Annotated in this window: 14 protein-coding genes; 5 read left to right on the forward strand and 9 right to left on the reverse strand. The window is 38.3% G+C overall.

Annotation, left to right across the window (positions count from 1 at the left end; translation table 11 throughout):
* Positions 1 to 3: 3 nt before the first annotated feature.
* From Rain11_RS07005 to Rain11_RS07045, 9 genes are all read right to left on the reverse strand, one after another.
* The gene (locus Rain11_RS07005; RefSeq protein ID WP_101358636.1) at positions 4 to 786 is read right to left on the reverse strand and encodes a LytR/AlgR family response regulator transcription factor; all 783 of its coding nucleotides are present in this window, start codon (positions 784 to 786) and stop codon (positions 4 to 6) included.
* Complete coding sequence (locus Rain11_RS07010; protein ID WP_101358637.1) at positions 786 to 1,808, reverse strand: sensor histidine kinase; 1,023 nt, start codon at positions 1,806 to 1,808, stop codon at positions 786 to 788. Before Rain11_RS07010 ends, Rain11_RS07005 begins: the two co-directional genes overlap by 1 nt.
* A gap of 228 nt (positions 1,809 to 2,036) precedes the next feature.
* Positions 2,037 to 3,407 carry a TolC family protein gene (locus Rain11_RS07015; protein WP_133121529.1) on the reverse strand — a complete coding sequence of 457 codons (1,371 nt, stop codon included), beginning with the start codon at positions 3,405 to 3,407 and terminating at the stop codon, positions 2,037 to 2,039.
* Between the two features lie 21 nt (positions 3,408 to 3,428).
* Positions 3,429 to 4,100 carry an ABC transporter ATP-binding protein gene (locus tag Rain11_RS07020; protein ID WP_101358639.1) on the reverse strand — a complete coding sequence of 224 codons (672 nt, stop codon included), beginning with the start codon at positions 4,098 to 4,100 and terminating at the stop codon, positions 3,429 to 3,431.
* A 15-nt stretch (positions 4,101 to 4,115) separates the two neighbouring features.
* Complete coding sequence (locus Rain11_RS07025; RefSeq protein ID WP_101358640.1) at positions 4,116 to 5,366, reverse strand: ABC transporter permease; 1,251 nt, start codon at positions 5,364 to 5,366, stop codon at positions 4,116 to 4,118.
* Positions 5,367 to 5,370: 4 nt separating this feature from the next.
* Positions 5,371 to 6,504 carry an efflux RND transporter periplasmic adaptor subunit gene (locus tag Rain11_RS07030; RefSeq protein WP_101358641.1) on the reverse strand — a complete coding sequence of 378 codons (1,134 nt, stop codon included), beginning with the start codon at positions 6,502 to 6,504 and terminating at the stop codon, positions 5,371 to 5,373.
* Between the two features lie 218 nt (positions 6,505 to 6,722).
* The gene (locus Rain11_RS07035) at positions 6,723 to 7,337 is read right to left on the reverse strand and encodes a DUF2179 domain-containing protein (protein ID WP_165778091.1); all 615 of its coding nucleotides are present in this window, start codon (positions 7,335 to 7,337) and stop codon (positions 6,723 to 6,725) included.
* 64 nt (positions 7,338 to 7,401) lie between these two features.
* The gene (locus Rain11_RS07040) at positions 7,402 to 8,154 is read right to left on the reverse strand and encodes a DUF4197 domain-containing protein (RefSeq protein WP_101358643.1); all 753 of its coding nucleotides are present in this window, start codon (positions 8,152 to 8,154) and stop codon (positions 7,402 to 7,404) included.
* A 29-nt stretch (positions 8,155 to 8,183) separates the two neighbouring features.
* A complete protein-coding gene (locus Rain11_RS07045) occupies positions 8,184 to 8,789 on the reverse strand; it encodes a hypothetical protein (RefSeq protein WP_133121530.1) in 606 nt (201 codons plus the stop codon).
* Positions 8,790 to 8,884: 95 nt separating this feature from the next.
* Between Rain11_RS07045 and Rain11_RS07050 the strand changes: the two genes are divergently transcribed.
* From Rain11_RS07050 to Rain11_RS14265, 5 genes are all read left to right on the forward strand, one after another.
* On the forward strand, positions 8,885 to 9,550 hold the full coding sequence (locus Rain11_RS07050; protein ID WP_243390557.1) for a heme exporter protein CcmB: 666 nt from the start codon (positions 8,885 to 8,887) through the stop codon (positions 9,548 to 9,550).
* 30 nt (positions 9,551 to 9,580) lie between these two features.
* Positions 9,581 to 10,705 (forward strand): site-specific DNA-methyltransferase, encoded by a 1,125-nt coding sequence (locus tag Rain11_RS07055; protein ID WP_101358645.1) that lies wholly within the window; start codon positions 9,581 to 9,583, stop codon positions 10,703 to 10,705.
* Between the two features lie 36 nt (positions 10,706 to 10,741).
* Entirely contained in the window at positions 10,742 to 11,731 is a 990-nt protein-coding gene (locus tag Rain11_RS07060; RefSeq protein WP_101358646.1) for an aspartate-semialdehyde dehydrogenase, read from the forward strand.
* A gap of 94 nt (positions 11,732 to 11,825) precedes the next feature.
* Complete coding sequence (locus Rain11_RS07065) at positions 11,826 to 12,218, forward strand: hypothetical protein (RefSeq protein WP_101358647.1); 393 nt, start codon at positions 11,826 to 11,828, stop codon at positions 12,216 to 12,218.
* A 543-nt stretch (positions 12,219 to 12,761) separates the two neighbouring features.
* A complete protein-coding gene (locus Rain11_RS14265) occupies positions 12,762 to 16,415 on the forward strand; it encodes an Eco57I restriction-modification methylase domain-containing protein (protein WP_101358648.1) in 3,654 nt (1,217 codons plus the stop codon).
* Positions 16,416 to 16,491: the final 76 nt, after the last annotated feature.

Below are 16,491 nucleotides of genomic sequence, written 5' to 3' on the forward strand. Positions count from 1 at the left end.
CAACTACCTACTCAACCACTCTTTCAGCAAATTTACCTTTTCTCGGCTTACGTCTAATAGCGTATTTTTGGGCGAAAAAAGGCTAATTTCTGCTCCTTTGTAGGTATTTCTGATGCTATTGATATTTTGGATATGAACAATATACTGCCTGTTTGCCCTGAAAAATAACTTGGGGTCTAACAGAGCCTCTATTTCGTCAAGGGTTTGATGCTCCGAAATAAAATTTTGCCCCTCAAAGGTTTGTACAAAAATTAGTTCTTGTTTGTAAAAACAAGCAATTTGCTTGACTTCAATAGGCACGAGTGTATTTTTGTAATGTACCAAAAAACGCTCTTTGTAAGGACTTTTTTCGCTCTTGAAAGCCATTTGAGCCAATAAATTTTGTAGATTATCCGTAAGCAAATTTACTTTTTCGGGCTGATTACGCCAATTTTTCCATTTTTCAATGGCAAATCTTAAATCTTCTTGGTTGATAGGTTTGAGCAAGTAATCAATACTATGTAGTTTGAAGGCTTGGAGGGCGTATTCGTTGTAGGCTGTGGTGAAAATTACATCTGTTTGGAGATTTACTTTTTCAAAAATCTCAAAACTTACCCCGTCAGAAAGTTGAATATCCAGAAAAAGCAAATCGGGAGCAGGGTTTTGCAAGAACCACTCTACCGCCTGCGAAAGGCTATGCAAAAAAGCCACTACTTCAAAATCAGGCTCTAAATCCTGAATTTTTCGGGCAAGTGCTTTGGCAACTAATTTTTCGTCTTCTACAATGACAACAGAAACTTTTTTCATCAGAGTAAAGGAATTTTTACTGAAAATGCGTTTTCGTTTTCTTCAATACATAGTGGCAAAGGGCTAAGAAAAGTATAAAGATTTTTCAGATGGCTTAATCCTAATTTGTTTGAATGTTCTACTACACTTTTCTTTTGCAAATTATTTTCAACCAGCAAATAATCTTCTGTATTGAAAATATGTATTTGCAAGGGTTTCGCTTCGGTCATTATATTATGTTTAACGGCATTTTCAAGCAAAATTTGAAGCGTTACAGGCACAATTTGCTTACTTAGTGCTTCATTATCTACACGAAAAGAGATTTGCAGGGCTTTGTCAAAACGAGTTTGAAGCAAAAAAAGGTAGTTTCCAATAAAATCCAATTCTGTTTGCAGACTTACCAAATTTTGTTCTTTGTTTTGAAGCACATAGCGATATACCTTTGCCAAATGCTCCAAGAATTTGGCTGCCAAATCCTGATTTTCGTAAATAAGGCTACTCAAAGAGGCAATGCTATTAAACAAAAAATGCGGATTGAGTTGATTTTGGAGGTTGGCAAATTGGGTTTGCGTATAGGCTTTTTGCATCATTGCATTTTCTTTTGCCAAACGCTCCGCCTCTATGATTTTTTGTTTCCAAGCCCTGAAAAAATATTCTCCGAAAAAACCCATATTGATACCGAAAGTAAGTAATACGACTTGCAAATAGCTCATTGGTGTATTGTATTGATGCGTGGGCAGACTTTTGATAAGATGAGGCATCAAAAAATTGATACCTATGTAGGTGAGTAGTAAAGTGCCTAACAAAGAAAATATTACCTGTACAAAAAGCCGAAGGGTGATTTTTTCTTCAAAAGGTAATTTTTTATTGAGGAAACGATGTACTACATAAATCCACTCAAAAATAAGTGCCATCACTAACATTCCTACCGACCATATCAGGAAATGCTCCCAAGCCGTAATGGGCAATTTGATGAGAAACTCTATCACGAATACTCGGATAGTGGCAATCAGTAGAATAATCAAATAGACAATTTTTCGCATAAAGGTTTATTGCAAAACAATGAAATTGTATTTTTATACACAAACAAAATTAGTTTGCGAAAATAAATTAAGCTAACCAATTGAAAATTAAATCGTTAAACCCGACGGGTTTCCCAAACCTGTCGGGTTTGAGTATAATAGAAATTAGCGTTTTGTAGTTTTTTACTAAACCAATATCACAAATTTTTTTGAAATGGAGCCTTCTTGTGTTTGAAATCTTTGAGAAAATTACTTCCCTAATTTTCCGATAGCCTTATCTAAATCTACTTTGGCGATAAGGGCATCGTAAAGGGCAGTGAAATAGTTTGTTTCAGCTTCTTTGTAGGCGGTTTCTGCATTGATTATCTCTACACTTGAACCTACTCCTTGCTTATATTTGACCTGAGAAACTCTTAAAACTTCTTTGGCAAGCTCCATATTACGTTTTTGGGCATCTAACGTAGTAAGAGCATTTTTGAGAGTAATTTGAGCCTGTCGGGTTTGGAAATCAATGGTTTTTTGTAGATTTTGCTTATCTTGCTCCAATTTCAAAAGTTCAAGACGAGATTGCTGGATTTGGTATTTGCGTTGCATACCACTAAAAAGCGGTACATTCAACTGCAAGCCTACGGTACCATAGCCCAGCCAACGATTGGAAAAGTCGCCAACATTGGAAAAATACCTTGCCCCTGTGGCATATCCCATTTGCCCAATTGCCACCAAACTCGGGTACGCTCCCATTTGCTTGTTTTTTAGATTGAGTTTATTCAAAGTTATAGCGGTTTCAAGAATTTGATACTCAATTCTGTTCCGATATTCATTTGGTACTTCACCATCAGGGATTTGCTCCAACTGATAGTCGCGTATTGAACCAGCCACCTCAAATTCCTCTTGTACAGGCATACCCATCTGAAATTTAAGCAGTTCTTTGCTCAATTCAATGAGGCGTTCAACTTTCATTTTTTCGGCTCGTAAGTTATTGGCGGTAACTTCCAAACGGCTAACTTCAATTTTTTCGGCTAAGCCTTGCTTATTGAGAGCTTTTACATCTTTAATCAGGCTATCCAAACGGGCAATGTTAGCATCAATCAGTTTAGCCCGCTCATTGGCAACAAGTAGCGAATAATAGGCTTTGCTCACATTTTCAGCCGTTGTAACTTTATTAGCTTGCGAGTTTTGTTTGGTAAGTTCTTTGTTCTTTTTTGCCGCCTGCAAACCAACAAAATATGAGCCATTGAAAATAAGTTGGCTGATGGTGATACCGACATCGCCTTGATAACGTGGGGCAAAAATGCCTCTTACGGCTACAAATTCGGCATCGGGGTCAGGTGGCGTGCCACTGCTTTGTGCCAGAAAAAAAGCGGGCAAAAAGGCGGGTCGCAACTCAAAATTATAGAGCATTTGTGCCGAGCCATTGATTTGGGGCAAGCCTATCCCCAAATATTCTTGATTTTGGGCTTGTGCAATTTGCTCATCAAGCATAGATTTTTGCATTAGGGCAGTATTCTGATAAGCATACGCGATGCACTGCTCCAAAGTCATTGTTCGTTTTTCTTGAGCAAAAGCATTTTGCCACAAGAGCAATCCTAAAAAACCAAAATTCAGAATAAATTTTTTCATAATCAATCATTGATAAATTAGTTAAATAATCAATCCGTCTTTCAATTCAATAATTCTATCGGAGTTTCGGGCAAATTCGTCGTCGTGTGTTACGGCGATAATAGTTTGGTGATATTTTGAAGTTAATTCTCTGAAAATATCAAAAACGATTTGGGTATTTGCCGAGTCCAAATTACCGGTAGGTTCATCGCCCATAATTACGGCAGGCTCGTTAATGAGGGCACGAGCAATGGCGACACGCTGCTGTTGCCCGCCCGAAAGTCGCGAGGCTTTTTTGGGAGCGTGTTCGGCTATGCCCAGAAGTTTGAGCTTTTCGTAAGCTCTATCTTCAATTTCACTTCGCTGATAACGCCCCAATTTGAGAGCAGGAAGCATTACATTGTGCAAAACGCTAAATTCGGGCAATAAATAATGAAACTGAAATACAAAACCAATGTGTTCGTTGCGGAAACGAGCTAATTCGTTTTGTTTTTTACCTGTCAAAGTTTCACCATTGATTTCTAAATTGCCTTCATAGTCGGTATCCATTGTGGAAAGCACATACAAAAGTGTAGATTTCCCACTTCCCGATTTGCCAATCAAAGAGACAAATTCGCCTTTTTTTACTTCCAAACTCAAACCTTTTAGAGCCTGAAACTCTACGGGTTCGTAGAAATATTTGATGATATTTTCGGCTTTTAGTGCAAATTCCATAAGTGTAGTATTTTTTTAACCTCTCAAAATCTCGACAGGGTCTATTTTTCCTGCTTTGCGAGCAGGGAAATAACCTGCAAAAATAGTAGTAAGTACACCGAATACGATGCCTATGGCATAATGGAAGGGATTAAAATTAACAGGAAAGGTTTCCGTTGCCAAAAAACCGCCACTATCAAAAGGAATGGTAGAAACCCACCAAGAAAGCAGAAATCCGATAAGCAAGCCAGAAACGCCGCCCAAAACACCGATTGTAAGGGCTTGTATCATAAAAATCCCTAATACATCTTTTTCGGCAAAACCTTGTGCTTTCAGAATGGCAATATCACGCATTTTTTCATAAATGGTCATATTCAAGATGTTGTAAATCCCGAAGCCCGCCACTACAAGCAAAGTAATAGAAGTTACGTATGTGATGATATTGCGAAGCGTAAAACTGACTAAGATCGTAGCATTGGCAGTTTCCCAATCTTCAATTTTATAGTTGTAGCGTTTTTGGTATGCTTGGGCGATGGTTTTGGCTTGGTAATAATCTTTTAGTTTCAGATTGATGTCGGTAATGTAACGCGTATCTTCTTTGAGCATTTTTTGAACGGTAGAGATATTGGCATAACTTCTCGTGTCGTCTATCGCTCCGATGCCGTATTTGAAAATACCTCTTACTTGCAGCACTTTGAGTGTGCCGTCAGGGGTAGAAACGGTAACTTTATCACCTATATTCATATTGAGTTTGCGAGCCAGACCCACACCCATCAAAATTCCGTCATTTGAGGTAAGTAAATCTTCTATGCGTCCTGCTTGCATTTTGCTGACAAGGTCAAAGAGTTTATTTTCCTCAAAAATATTTACCCCAACCACACTGCCACCAATCTGAATTGCCCCATAATTGTAAAACACCTGCGTACTGACTTGTGGCGACACCCCCAAAACTTGCTCATCTTTTCTGATGTCCTCCACTATTGCAAAGCCATTTTTAAGGTTTTTCTTTTCTTTCTTGGGCTTGATATGATGCACCACATTCACAAATTGTTTGCCTTGCTTCCACTCGTGTAATACAGAGCTTTTTTGCACGCCAATATCGTTGTAGATGCGTATATGAGGCGTAGCCGAAAGCATCGTTTCTTCCAGAAGTGTATTTACGCCTGTCATAAAGCTAATCATCAGGATAAACATACCTATTCCGAAGGTTACGCCCAAAGTGGCAATAATGCTCTGTTTGAGGCGAGAAAGCATTTGCGTTTTGGCAATTTCAAAAAGTAGCAACATAGCTTTAAGGTTTTAAGACTTTTGTATTATTTTCCAAACCTTTGGTAATTTCTACCCACTCGAAGTTTTCAATGCCTTTTGTTACGCCGATTTTTTTCTTTTCGCCGTCTTTTTCAATCCAGAGGCTATCTTTTTCAAGTAAAAATGCTTTCGGAATTACCAAAGCCTTTGCTTTGTTTTGGATAATGATGTTGGCTTCTGCTGTAAGCCCCGAAAAACCTTCTAAAACTTGGTCTTTATCCAACTCGGCATCTACCCTGAAAGACTGATTTTGCCTATTGAGGCGAGGATAAATTTTGCTTACTTTCGCCTTAAAAATTTTACCTTTGTGAATATCTACTTTGACAAGCACTTCCTGCCCGATTTTTATTTTATCAATATCGGTTTCGTCTATGCTCATTTGCAAATAAAACTGCTGATGCGAACCTAAAAGGGCTATTACTTCACCTCTGCGGACTGCCTCGCCTTCTTCTTTGTAAATTTCGTACACCTTACCTGCAAAAAGGCTTCGGACTACATAATCGCGATTGATTTCGGAATTGAGTTGTACTTGGCTTTGGGTATTTTGTAAATTGAGCAACAAGTCGTTTTTGGCTTTTTCGTAACGGGCTTTTTGCAAGAGAAAATTATTTTTTGAGTTTTCGTAAATGAGCGTGTATTTGTCGTATTCAATTTTGGAGGTTGCATTTTCTTGCCAAAGGTTTTTGAAGCGAATGTAATTGACCGAATCGTTCTGCATTTGCGTTTGTGCAACCCGAATGGCTGTTTCCAACTCCTTCAATACAGGTGAATGGGCATAATCGTAATTCTTTTGGGCAATCTGATAGGCTTCTTGGGCATTATTGAGCCTAATTTGCTGTTGTTGGTTGTTGATATGAAATAAAACCTGCCCGCTTTGTACGCTATCGCCCTCACGAACCATTTTTTGGCTCAAAATGCCATCAGCCATTGCAAAAACCTTGTATTCTTCTTTGGGCAGAATAGTTCCTGAGGCATACACTGCTTCGGTCATTTCTTTTTGCTCTACAATAAAGAAATTTTCCTTTTTGTTTTTTGTTTTGAGCGAAACCACCACTACCAAGCCAACAGGCAGTAGTAGCCAAAGCCATTTCCATTGGTTTTTTTTCTGCTTTTTCATATTTTTAAATTTTTAGAAGGGAACAAAAGCTAATTTTTCGTGTAAAATCTTGTAGTAAAGTAAATTTTAATTCTTTACTAAGGCAAAAATAGATGAGCGAAACCTCAAAAGAAAGGTTTAAAATGTAGGGTATAGCCGATGAAATGTTTTTAGTCTCCTAATAAGATATGGATACTCTTATACCTGTTGATATTGGTTTTCGTTCAAGAAAGAACTTTTTACACTTTCTTAAAAAAATCTTTCCCAAAACCCCACAAAAACCATTTTTTAGCGGGGACATCAGTTTCTTCGTTAGGTGGTTCGGAGGCGTATTTGGTGGCTTCTACGCTATAAAAGGCTTTGGGGTGATAGCTACGAACTATTTCTACAAGTTCTTTAAGGTCTTTGCGTTCAATAACAGAAAAAATTAAATTGACATTCCCTTTGTGTCCTTCGGCTTGCAGACTTGTAAATCCAAAACGAGTAGTGCGTAAATAATCCAATAAAGCTGTGGCATCTTGACGGGTTATAAACCGAACGATTACTTTGCCAACAGCTAATTTATTTTCCAAAGTCATTCCGATAAATGTACCTGTGGCATACCCGCCTGCGTAAGCGATATAAGCAAAAGGCGTTTTTACATACTTAAAAATGCTGGCAATCACGGTAAGCCAAATCAGCGACTCGCAGAAACCTAAAAAAGTAGCTATGTACTTTCTGCCATTCATCATTAGCAGTATCCGAATTGTGCCAATAGAAACATCGGTAATGCGAGCCAAAAACACAATCAGTGGCAAAATAAGCCACTGAAAAAGATTTTCGGAAACACCAAGATTTTCAAAAAATGCTTGCATAGTCATTCTAAATTTCAAAGGTTTGAAGGGTTTGTTTGAGTTTTTAGGCTTAAAGGGCTTGTTATTAGCGACCTTTATTTTTATCCAATTCCCCGAAAACTCTTTGCAAAAGGGCAGTAGTGCGAGCAATAGGATTTTGGCGGATTTTACTTTCTTCTTGGGCTATACGCCAAAAAAGTCCGTCAAGAGCTTTTTGAGTGGTATAAGCTCCTAAATCGGCATTGATGGGCTCACGTACTCCCAAAAGAGCACCTGCATTGCTACCAGCAAGTTTATTGTACGGATTGATAAGTGCCGCCCAAGCCTGTGTAGCCCCTACCTTGCTCAAAGCATTGTTGATTTTAGGGCTGTACGCTTGCAGAAGTTTTTGAAAAGTTTTTTCTCGCAGATAGTTTGTAGCGGCGGTTTCGTTACCGAAAAGTATATTTTTAGCATCAACGATAGTCATAGAGGTAATGGCATCTACAAAGATAGGTTTGGCTTCGTTGGCGGCGTCTTCGGCGGCTCGGTTCATTTTCAAGATAGCTTCATCAATGAGTTTTTGCCCCTGTGGAATGTGCTTTACAATTAAATCTTGCACTTTTTGGGCTTCGGGGGGCAAAAGTATCTTAATCGCCTGATTGCCAAAATAACCATCGGTTTTGATTAGCTCATTTACACCATTGCTGATGCCTTGGGTAAGAGCTTCTTTTAAGCCATTAGCAATTTCACCTTCGGTAAGAGGCTGGTTCGTAGGTAAGCTACTTACTACACCTTGCAAAGTGCTACACGCATTTAGAATAAGGCTGATAAACGAAATAAACAAAAATTTTTTCATTTTTACAAAATTTAAGGTTTTCAAAACAATTACTCAGTTTCTAAAATTTCTAAAACTTCTGCCAAATGGTCAAAGTCTTTTAGCCCGGGGGCTATTTCTGCCGAACCTTTGAGCGAAAAACCTTTGATAGAAGTTTCTGCTAAAATTTTTTCTACTTCAACAGCAGAAAAATCACCTTCCAACAAAATAGGATATTTTTCTGCCAATTCTTGACAAAAATTTATATCTGTTTTTGAAAAAACAAAAAAACTTATCCATTTTCGCCAATTTTCGGCTTTTTGTGTAAAAATTTGTTTGTTTTTTACTTTCCAAAGCAACTTTATAGGCAAATTTTCACTGGTTTCGGCGTTTTTAATGAGCATTTCTAATAAATTTTCATCTGCGATTTCCAGAGCATTACAGGGGTATTTTTCTAAAATGTTTTGTAAATCTTGCCAAGAAGTTTGCGAAATTTCCAAAATAAAATCTGTCCCTGAAATCCAAGACGTGATTTCCTGATAAGTTTCAGCAGGCATATAATTTTCGTCATTTTCTTGTACACGGAAACCTAACATCTCTACACCCATTCCTGCTGCATAACGGGCATCGGAAAGATTTGTAACACTACCTACTTTTACAACGCAACGCAAAGCCATAGTTTCGTTTTCTTGCAAAGTTAAGCCAAAACTTCAAAATGAATAGTTTTTTTGAAGGTTTTTTTACAAATTTGCAAGCCTAAAAACTACCTGTTTTGTTAGCTCAATTTTTACAACTTATTCGCAAGGAATTTCTTTTGGAGTGGCGACAAAAATACGCCCTGAATAGCTTGCTTTTGTACGTGAGCAGTGCCATTCTGATTGTCTATTTGAGTTTCAACTTGGAAACGCAAAAAATAGAACCCATTACTTGGAATACGCTTTTTTGGTTAATTTTGTTATTTTCATCTTTCAATGCTATTGCCAAGGGGTTTATGCAAGAAAAAGTTGGTAGAATGTTTTACTATTATGTGGTAGTAAATCCATATTTGCTGATTTTGGCTAAAATTGCTTACAATGTGCTTCTTATGCTACTCATTAGCTTGGTAGGTTTAGGGGGGTACATATTGTTTATGGGTAATCCTGTGCAAGATTTGCCTTTTTTTTTGCTAAATCTTGTTTTAGGAGCTTTGGGGTTTGCCTCTACACTTACAATGATTTCTGCCATTGCTTCTAAAGCCAACAACAATGCCGTACTGATGGCAATTTTGGGTTTTCCTGTAATTCTGCCTATGCTTTTGCTTTTGATAAAAGTTTCTAAAAATGCTATGGACGGACTTGCCCGAAGCAATAGTACCGAAGAAATTTTAGTGCTTTTGTGTATCAATGCTATTGTGATTAGCGTTTCTTATTTACTTTTTGGTTTTTTGTGGAGGAGTTAGAATTTTGTATTTTTGATAAAATTTAGTGTAATGGAAAAAATTGGAGATTTTCAAATTAACTCTATTGTTCAAGGAGATTGTGTTGAGTTGCTAAAAAAATTACCCAATAATTCGGTAGATTTAATCTTTGCTGACCCGCCTTACAATTTACAGCTCAATGGAGAGTTATTTCGTCCTAACCAAACGAAGGTTGATGCCGTAAATGATGGGTGGGATAAATTTGATTCTTTTGAAAGCTATGATAAATTCTGTTTGCAATGGCTTTCAGAGTGTAGAAGGGTTCTGAAAAGTACAGGAAGTATTTGGGTAATTGGGTCTTACCATAATATTTTCCGAATAGGTAAAATTATGCAAGATTTGGGTTTCTGGATTTTGAATGATATTATTTGGATAAAAACTAATCCTATGCCCAACTTCAAAGGGACTCGTTTCAACAATGCTCACGAAACGCTTATTTGGGCAAGCAAATCGGAAAAATCATCTTATACTTTCCATTATAAATCTATGAAAACTTTTAACGATGATTTGCAAATGCGAAGTGATTGGTATATTCCGATTTGTCAGGGGGAGGAGAGAATAAAAGTAAATGGAAAAAAGGCTCATTCAACGCAAAAACCCGAAGAATTACTTTTTCGGATTATTCTTTCAACTTCCAACATCAATGACCTTATTCTTGACCCTTTTTCAGGAAGTGGCACAACTGCCGCAGTAGCCAAGCGTTTGAAAAGAAAATTTTTAGGTTTTGAAAGAGAACTTTTCTACGTTCAGGTTGCTAATGAAAGGTTAAACAAAATTATTCCTTTGGCAGAACCTGTTTTAGAGTATAAGATTGAAAGACGAAAACCTAAAGTCCCTTTCGGGAGCCTTATTGAAAAAGGCTTTGTAGAAATTGGAGAGGTGCTTTACTCTAAAAATGGATTGCATCAGGCTGTTGTTTTGGCTGATGGCTCTTTACAATATGGTGATTTAGTGGCTTCTATTCATAAGGTAAGTGCTTTTATTTTAGGTAAAGAAAATTACAATGGTTGGTCTTTTTGGTATGTAAAGAGAAATGGTATTTTACAAAGTATTGACGATTTGAGAAACCTTTATAGCGAAAAATATTTCGGAACTCCTTTCAAAATTCACTCTAAGACGATTTCTAAAACTGCCTAGCTTCTTTTTTTCTTAATTCAAAAAAGTAAATAGTTTATGAAACTAGCTATTGTAGGTGCTACGGGCTTGGTCGGTAGCGAAATTTTGAAAGTTTTATCGGAACGGTGTTTTCCGTTTAGTGAATTGTATTTGGTGGCTTCGGAGAAATCCGTTGGCAAGGAAATTGAGTTTCAGGGCAAAAAGTATGTAGTAATGAGCATACAAGAAGCTATCAGCCGAAAACCTGATTTGGCAATTTTTTCGGCGGGTAGTGCTACATCTTTGCAATATGCCCCTCAATTTGCCGAAGTAGGTACAACCGTAATAGATAACTCTTCGGCTTGGCGAATGGATAAGGACAAAAAACTCATTGTCCCCGAAGTAAATGCACATCTGCTTACCCGAGAAGATAAAATCATTGCCAACCCCAACTGCTCTACTATTCAGATGGTAGTGGCTTTGTATCCTTTGCACTTGCGGTACGAAATTAAACGTATCGTGGTTTCTACTTACCAGTCGGTTACAGGCACGGGTAAAGCGGCAGTTGATCAACTTTTTAACGAGAGAGCAGGCATAGAGGGCAAAAAAGTATATCCGCACCCCATAGATTTGAATGTTTTGCCTCATATTGATGTGTTTTTAGAAAATGGTTACACCAAAGAGGAAATGAAAATGGTCAATGAAACCAAGAAAATTTTAGGTACTGATAAAATCGGAGTAACTGCAACCACCGTGCGTGTGCCTGTAATAGGCGGACATTCAGAAGCCGTGAATGTGAGCTTTCAGAAAGATTTCACGCTTGATGAAGTTAGAGAAATTTTGAGCAAAGCCCAAGGAGTAATTGTAGAAGATGATGTAAAAAATAATCGCTACCCAATGCCTATTCTGACCAAAGGACGCGATGAAGTTTTTGTAGGTAGAATACGCCGAGATGAGTCGCAAGAAAATACGCTCAATTTGTGGATTGTAGCGGATAATCTACGCAAAGGTGCCGCCACGAATGCCGTACAAATTGCCGAATATTTATTGGAAAAAGCATTGCTCTGAAAAATATTTTAGCAAAAATTCTTTTTTTTACCAAAAATTTCGTAATATAGTGCCTTGAAACTCTTATGATGGTACAACCTTAACCCCATAGATTATGAAGAAAATATTTTTACTCATTACTTTGGTGCTTTTTTTGGGTGTAGCGAAGGCTCAATCGCAAGCTACTGCCGAGCAGAGAGCTACTGCTATTACAGAGCGTATGCATAAATATGCCAACTTCACCCCCGAACAAAAAAGTCAAGTGTATGCAATCAATTTAGATGTGGCTCAAAGAATGATACAGGTACAAAATCAAGTGCAAGCAGGTAGCATTACAAAAGAGCAAGCTCGTCAGCAAAGAAAAAACCTTAACGAAGAGCGTGAAACTCGTATTGTAGCTATTCTTACCCCTCAGCAAAGAGCTATGTACGAAAGAAAAAAACAAAGACGTATGAATGGAGGAGATAATTTTGAAGCCACAACTCCTCGTATGATAAGAGGTAGATAATAAACTGATTTTGACAAAACCCATAAACCTTGCAGGTATAAATCTTGCAAGGTTTTTTATTAGTTTAAGCCATCACCTGAATATTATTCGTGCATTTGTGGCAAATAATTTCAGCCACGAATAACACAAATGAGACACGAATGATTTATTTGTGCATTCGTGGCAAAAATTCTTGCATTTGTGGCAAATAATTTCAGCCACGAATAACACGAATGAGACACGAATGATTTATTTGTGCATTCGTGGCAAAAATTCTTGCATTTGTGGCAAATAATTTCAGCCACGAATAACACGAATGAGACACGAATGATTTATTTGTGCATTCGTGGCAAAAATTCTTGCATTTGTGGCAAATAATTTCAGCCACGAATAACACGAATGAGACACGAATGATTTATTTGTGCATTCGTGGCAAAAATTCTTGCATTTGTGGCAAATAATTTCAGCCACGAATAACACGAATGAGACACGAATTTTATTTATATTCGTGCATTCGTGGCAAACAATTCGTGCATTTGTGGCAAATCAAAACTTTTTGAACCTATGTTGTTTCAGACGCAAACTAGCTCGCTTTTTCAGCAAGCCTATGACCGCAAGCAATGGAAACAATTCCTTGCCGATACTTTCCCAAAATTTGATTCATTCTCTGAACCTATTCCAATAAGCATAGATACTCATTTTGCCCAACAAGCCTTTCTGTTGGGTAATATCGCCCTCCAAGAAAACGGCATTAAACGTACTTTGGCAGTTTATGAAGTAAAACTCACTACACACATACAAATAGAACGCAACCGCGTAGGACTGCGAAACCTACTTCGCAAATACTGGAAAAATATTGACGGGGCATTCATTGTGTTTTATCAATCTCAAAAGCCCAAGTGGCGGTTTATGTACGTTTCCGAACTGACAGGCTTCGATGCCGAAGGCAATTTCCAAACTATACAAACCGAACCCAAACGCTATACCTACCTTTTGGGCGAAAACGAAAATGTAAGAACCGCTACCGAACGCTTCGAACTACTTGCCCAAAAAGGAAGCAAAATCACCCTCAACGACATCAAAGAAGCCTTTTCTGTTGAAAAAGTTACCAAAGAATTCTACTCCGATATTGCCCAATGGTACGAATGGGCTTTGCCACTCGTGCAGTTCCCCGAAGACGCCGAACAACAAGAAAACGGACGAAATATCGCCCTCATACGACTGCTCACACGCCTGTTTTTCATCTGGTTTATGAAAGAAAAAAAACTTATTCCCCCCGACTTGTTTGATGAGAACTGGCTCAAAAACATACTTATAGAGTTTTACCCCCAAGATGCAAAAAACGGCAATTACTACAAAGCCATTTTGCAAAATCTCTTTTTTGCTACGCTCAACACGCCACAAGCACAACGAAAGTTTCGCCGAGAGCATAGCTTTCAGGGAAAAAACAACGACTATATGAACCATAGCTACTACCGATACCTTCATCTATTTAAAAAACCCGACCAAAGTCTGCTTATTTTTCAGAGCATTCCCTTTCTGAACGGAGGTTTGTTTGAATGCCTTGATTTCCGAAAAGATGACCCCCTCAATCTCACAGGCAAAGAAATTCGCATAGACGGCTACTCCGATATACCCGCTAAACAAGCTTTTGTTCCCAATATTTTGTTCTTTGAACCCCAAAAAGGCATTTTATCTATTTTTCGGAAATACCACTTCACCATAGAAGAAAATACCCCCTTCGACCAACAAGTCTCCCTTGACCCCGAAATGCTCGGCAAAGTTTTTGAAAACCTACTTGCCACCTACAACCCCGAAACCCGCGAAACCGCACGCAAAGCCACAGGCAGTTTTTACACCCCTCGCGAGATTGTCTATTTTATGGTCAAGGCTTCGCTGAAAGAATACTTCAAAACACAACTTGCTGAAAAGATTACGAGTATAGAAACTCGTTTAGAGCAACTTTTTTCCTATGCCGATACCTCTAATCCTTTCAGCTCCGAAGAAACCCAACTACTTATTAACGCCCTGCACGAAGTCAAAATCCTGGACCCTGCCGTGGGCTCAGGGGCGTTTCCGATGGAAGCCCTTAACCAAATGGTGCATCTGCTTAGCAAACTTGACCCTAAAAATGAAAAATGGAAAAATGCCCAAATTCAAGCGGTACAACGCTCTGTATCTGACCCTTCGCTCAAACAAAAAACCATAGAACACATAGAAAACATCTTTCAGCACAATGAACTCGGATACGGACGAAAACTCTTTCTCATTCAAAATTGCCTCTATGGCGTGGATATTCAACCCATTGCCGTGCATATTGCTAAATTACGTTTTTTTCTTTCGCTCCTCGTAGATGAAAAAATTGATGACGCTTTGCCCAATCAGGGCATTGAACCCTTGCCCAACCTTGAAACCAAACTCATCGCCGCCAATACACTTATCAGTTTGCCCCGACATCAGCATTTACAAACTCTCCCCCTTGAAGCATTAGAAAAACAATTGTTTGAACTCCGAAAGAATTACTTCGAAACCAACGACCAAACACAAAAAGAGCAACTCAAAAAACAAGACCAACTAATACGGCTACAAATACAAAACTTATTGAAAAACGGCGGTTTCCCCTCCGAATTTGCCGATGCCATTACCGAAGCCGATATCTACGACACCCAAAAAAGCCATAATTGGTTCGATGCCGAGTGGATGTTTGGCATCAAAGACGGCTTTGATATGGTAATTGGCAACCCTCCGTATATCTCTACAAAAGGCGTCAGTACGGAGGCTAAAAAAGAGTTAGAAAAGCAATACGGCTTCGCTGATGATACTTACAATCATTTCTATTTCAAAGGAATTGCATTACTCAAACCAAAAGGCATATTAGCTTACATCTCCTCTAAAACCTTTTGGACTATCCAAACCAAAAAGAATTTACGAGAATTATTCTTGCAAAATACCATACTGCAACTTTTTGATACCGCAAATCCCTTCGAATCGGCTATGGTAGATACCTGCGTGGCAATACTTCAAAAACAAAGCCCTGATGATACGCATACCATTATCTTCCTTGATGGTAAAAAAGATTTGGCTAATCCTGATACTTACACCGTTTCGCAGCAGGTTTATGCCACTGCACCCAATCAAGTTTTCTTTTTGCCCTCGCCTTACAATATGAAAATTTATGAACGATTAGGCAAAATAGTCAATCATTTACTCAACCAATGGTGGGATAAAATCTCTACCAGCAAAAACATAGAAAAACACAAAAAAGAGCTTGAAACATACCGAAAACAACTCCAACCCGGGGATATAACCCTTTTGGGACTTATCACCGAAGGCGGACAGGGACTTGCAACCGCCAACAACGGCAAATATGTCGGCATATTAGAAGGCACAAAATGGGCTGAACTTGCCCGCAAACAACGCCCCGAAAAACTCCTATTAGCAACTCAATTTTGCAAACAACAAGGCATTCGCAATAAGCAAGATGCCCAAGCATTCTTAGAGAAACTACCCGAACAACAAATCCGAAAACTTTTTGATGACCTCAAAGAACAATACGGACGTGATGTCTTTGGGCAAGGCTGGTTGTACAGAATTGTTAGCCCCAATGAAATTGCTGATGTAAATAAACTCTCCGATGAGGAAAAACTCAACGGCATACAAGGTACTAAAACCTTTGTGCCTTATGACAAAGGCGATAAAGACGGCAACCGCTGGTATGCTCCAACTCCTTATTACATTGATTGGTGCAAAGAAAATGTAAAGTTTTTACAAACTGACCCAAAAGCACGATGGCAAGGTTATCAATTCTACTTCCGTGAAGGGTTTTGTTGGAGCGATATACACACAGTAAATATTAAGTCTCGTATAAAAACAAATGGCGTTCATGATGTTAAAAGTATGAGTTTGTTTTCATTGAGTATTGAAAAATGCCCAGAGTTTTATTTGGTATGCTTATTAAATTCAACTTTTATTAGCGAATATGTTTTTTATTACATAAAAAATACACAAACATTTCAAATCAACGATGCAAGATTAGTTCCTATCATCATACCCACTACCACCCAACTTCAATCATTTGAGCAACTATTTAACCGAGCGTATGAAATTCAGCGGGGTAAATTTGCGGGTAGCCTAAGCGAGCGTGAAGCAGAAAAGGAATTAGAGGTGCTACAAAAAGAATTGGATAAAAGGGTAGAGGAGATGTATTTGCACTCATAAGTTGCAACAAACGCATTGGCTTTCAGAAAGTAAATAGTTGGATATTGTATAGTTTCGGTATTTTTTTCATACTTTT

Source organism: Raineya orbicola (genome assembly GCF_002843425.1).
GTDB classification, from domain to species: Bacteria; Bacteroidota; Bacteroidia; order Cytophagales; family Thermonemataceae; genus Raineya; species Raineya orbicola.

Bases quoted from the DNA above. Each gene is read 5' to 3' on its own strand.
- Rain11_RS07005 (WP_101358636.1), bottom strand. From the start codon at position 786: ATGAAAAAAGTTTCTGTTGTCATTGTAGAAGACGAAAAATTAGTTGCC.
- Rain11_RS07010 (WP_101358637.1), bottom strand. From the start codon at position 1,808: ATGCGAAAAATTGTCTATTTGATTATTCTACTGATTGCCACTATCCGA.
- Rain11_RS07015 (WP_133121529.1), bottom strand. From the start codon at position 3,407: ATGAAAAAATTTATTCTGAATTTTGGTTTTTTAGGATTGCTCTTGTGG.
- Rain11_RS07020 (WP_101358639.1), bottom strand. From the start codon at position 4,100: ATGGAATTTGCACTAAAAGCCGAAAATATCATCAAATATTTCTACGAA.
- Rain11_RS07025 (WP_101358640.1), bottom strand. From the start codon at position 5,366: ATGTTGCTACTTTTTGAAATTGCCAAAACGCAAATGCTTTCTCGCCTC.
- Rain11_RS07030 (WP_101358641.1), bottom strand. From the start codon at position 6,504: ATGAAAAAGCAGAAAAAAAACCAATGGAAATGGCTTTGGCTACTACTG.
- Rain11_RS07035 (WP_165778091.1), bottom strand. From the start codon at position 7,337: ATGCAAGCATTTTTTGAAAATCTTGGTGTTTCCGAAAATCTTTTTCAG.
- Rain11_RS07040 (WP_101358643.1), bottom strand. From the start codon at position 8,154: ATGAAAAAATTTTTGTTTATTTCGTTTATCAGCCTTATTCTAAATGCG.
- Rain11_RS07045 (WP_133121530.1), bottom strand. From the start codon at position 8,789: ATGGCTTTGCGTTGCGTTGTAAAAGTAGGTAGTGTTACAAATCTTTCC.
- Rain11_RS07055 (WP_101358645.1), top strand. From the start codon at position 9,581: ATGGAAAAAATTGGAGATTTTCAAATTAACTCTATTGTTCAAGGAGAT.
- Rain11_RS07060 (WP_101358646.1), top strand. From the start codon at position 10,742: ATGAAACTAGCTATTGTAGGTGCTACGGGCTTGGTCGGTAGCGAAATT.
- Rain11_RS07065 (WP_101358647.1), top strand. From the start codon at position 11,826: ATGAAGAAAATATTTTTACTCATTACTTTGGTGCTTTTTTTGGGTGTA.
- Rain11_RS14265 (WP_101358648.1), top strand. From the start codon at position 12,762: ATGTTGTTTCAGACGCAAACTAGCTCGCTTTTTCAGCAAGCCTATGAC.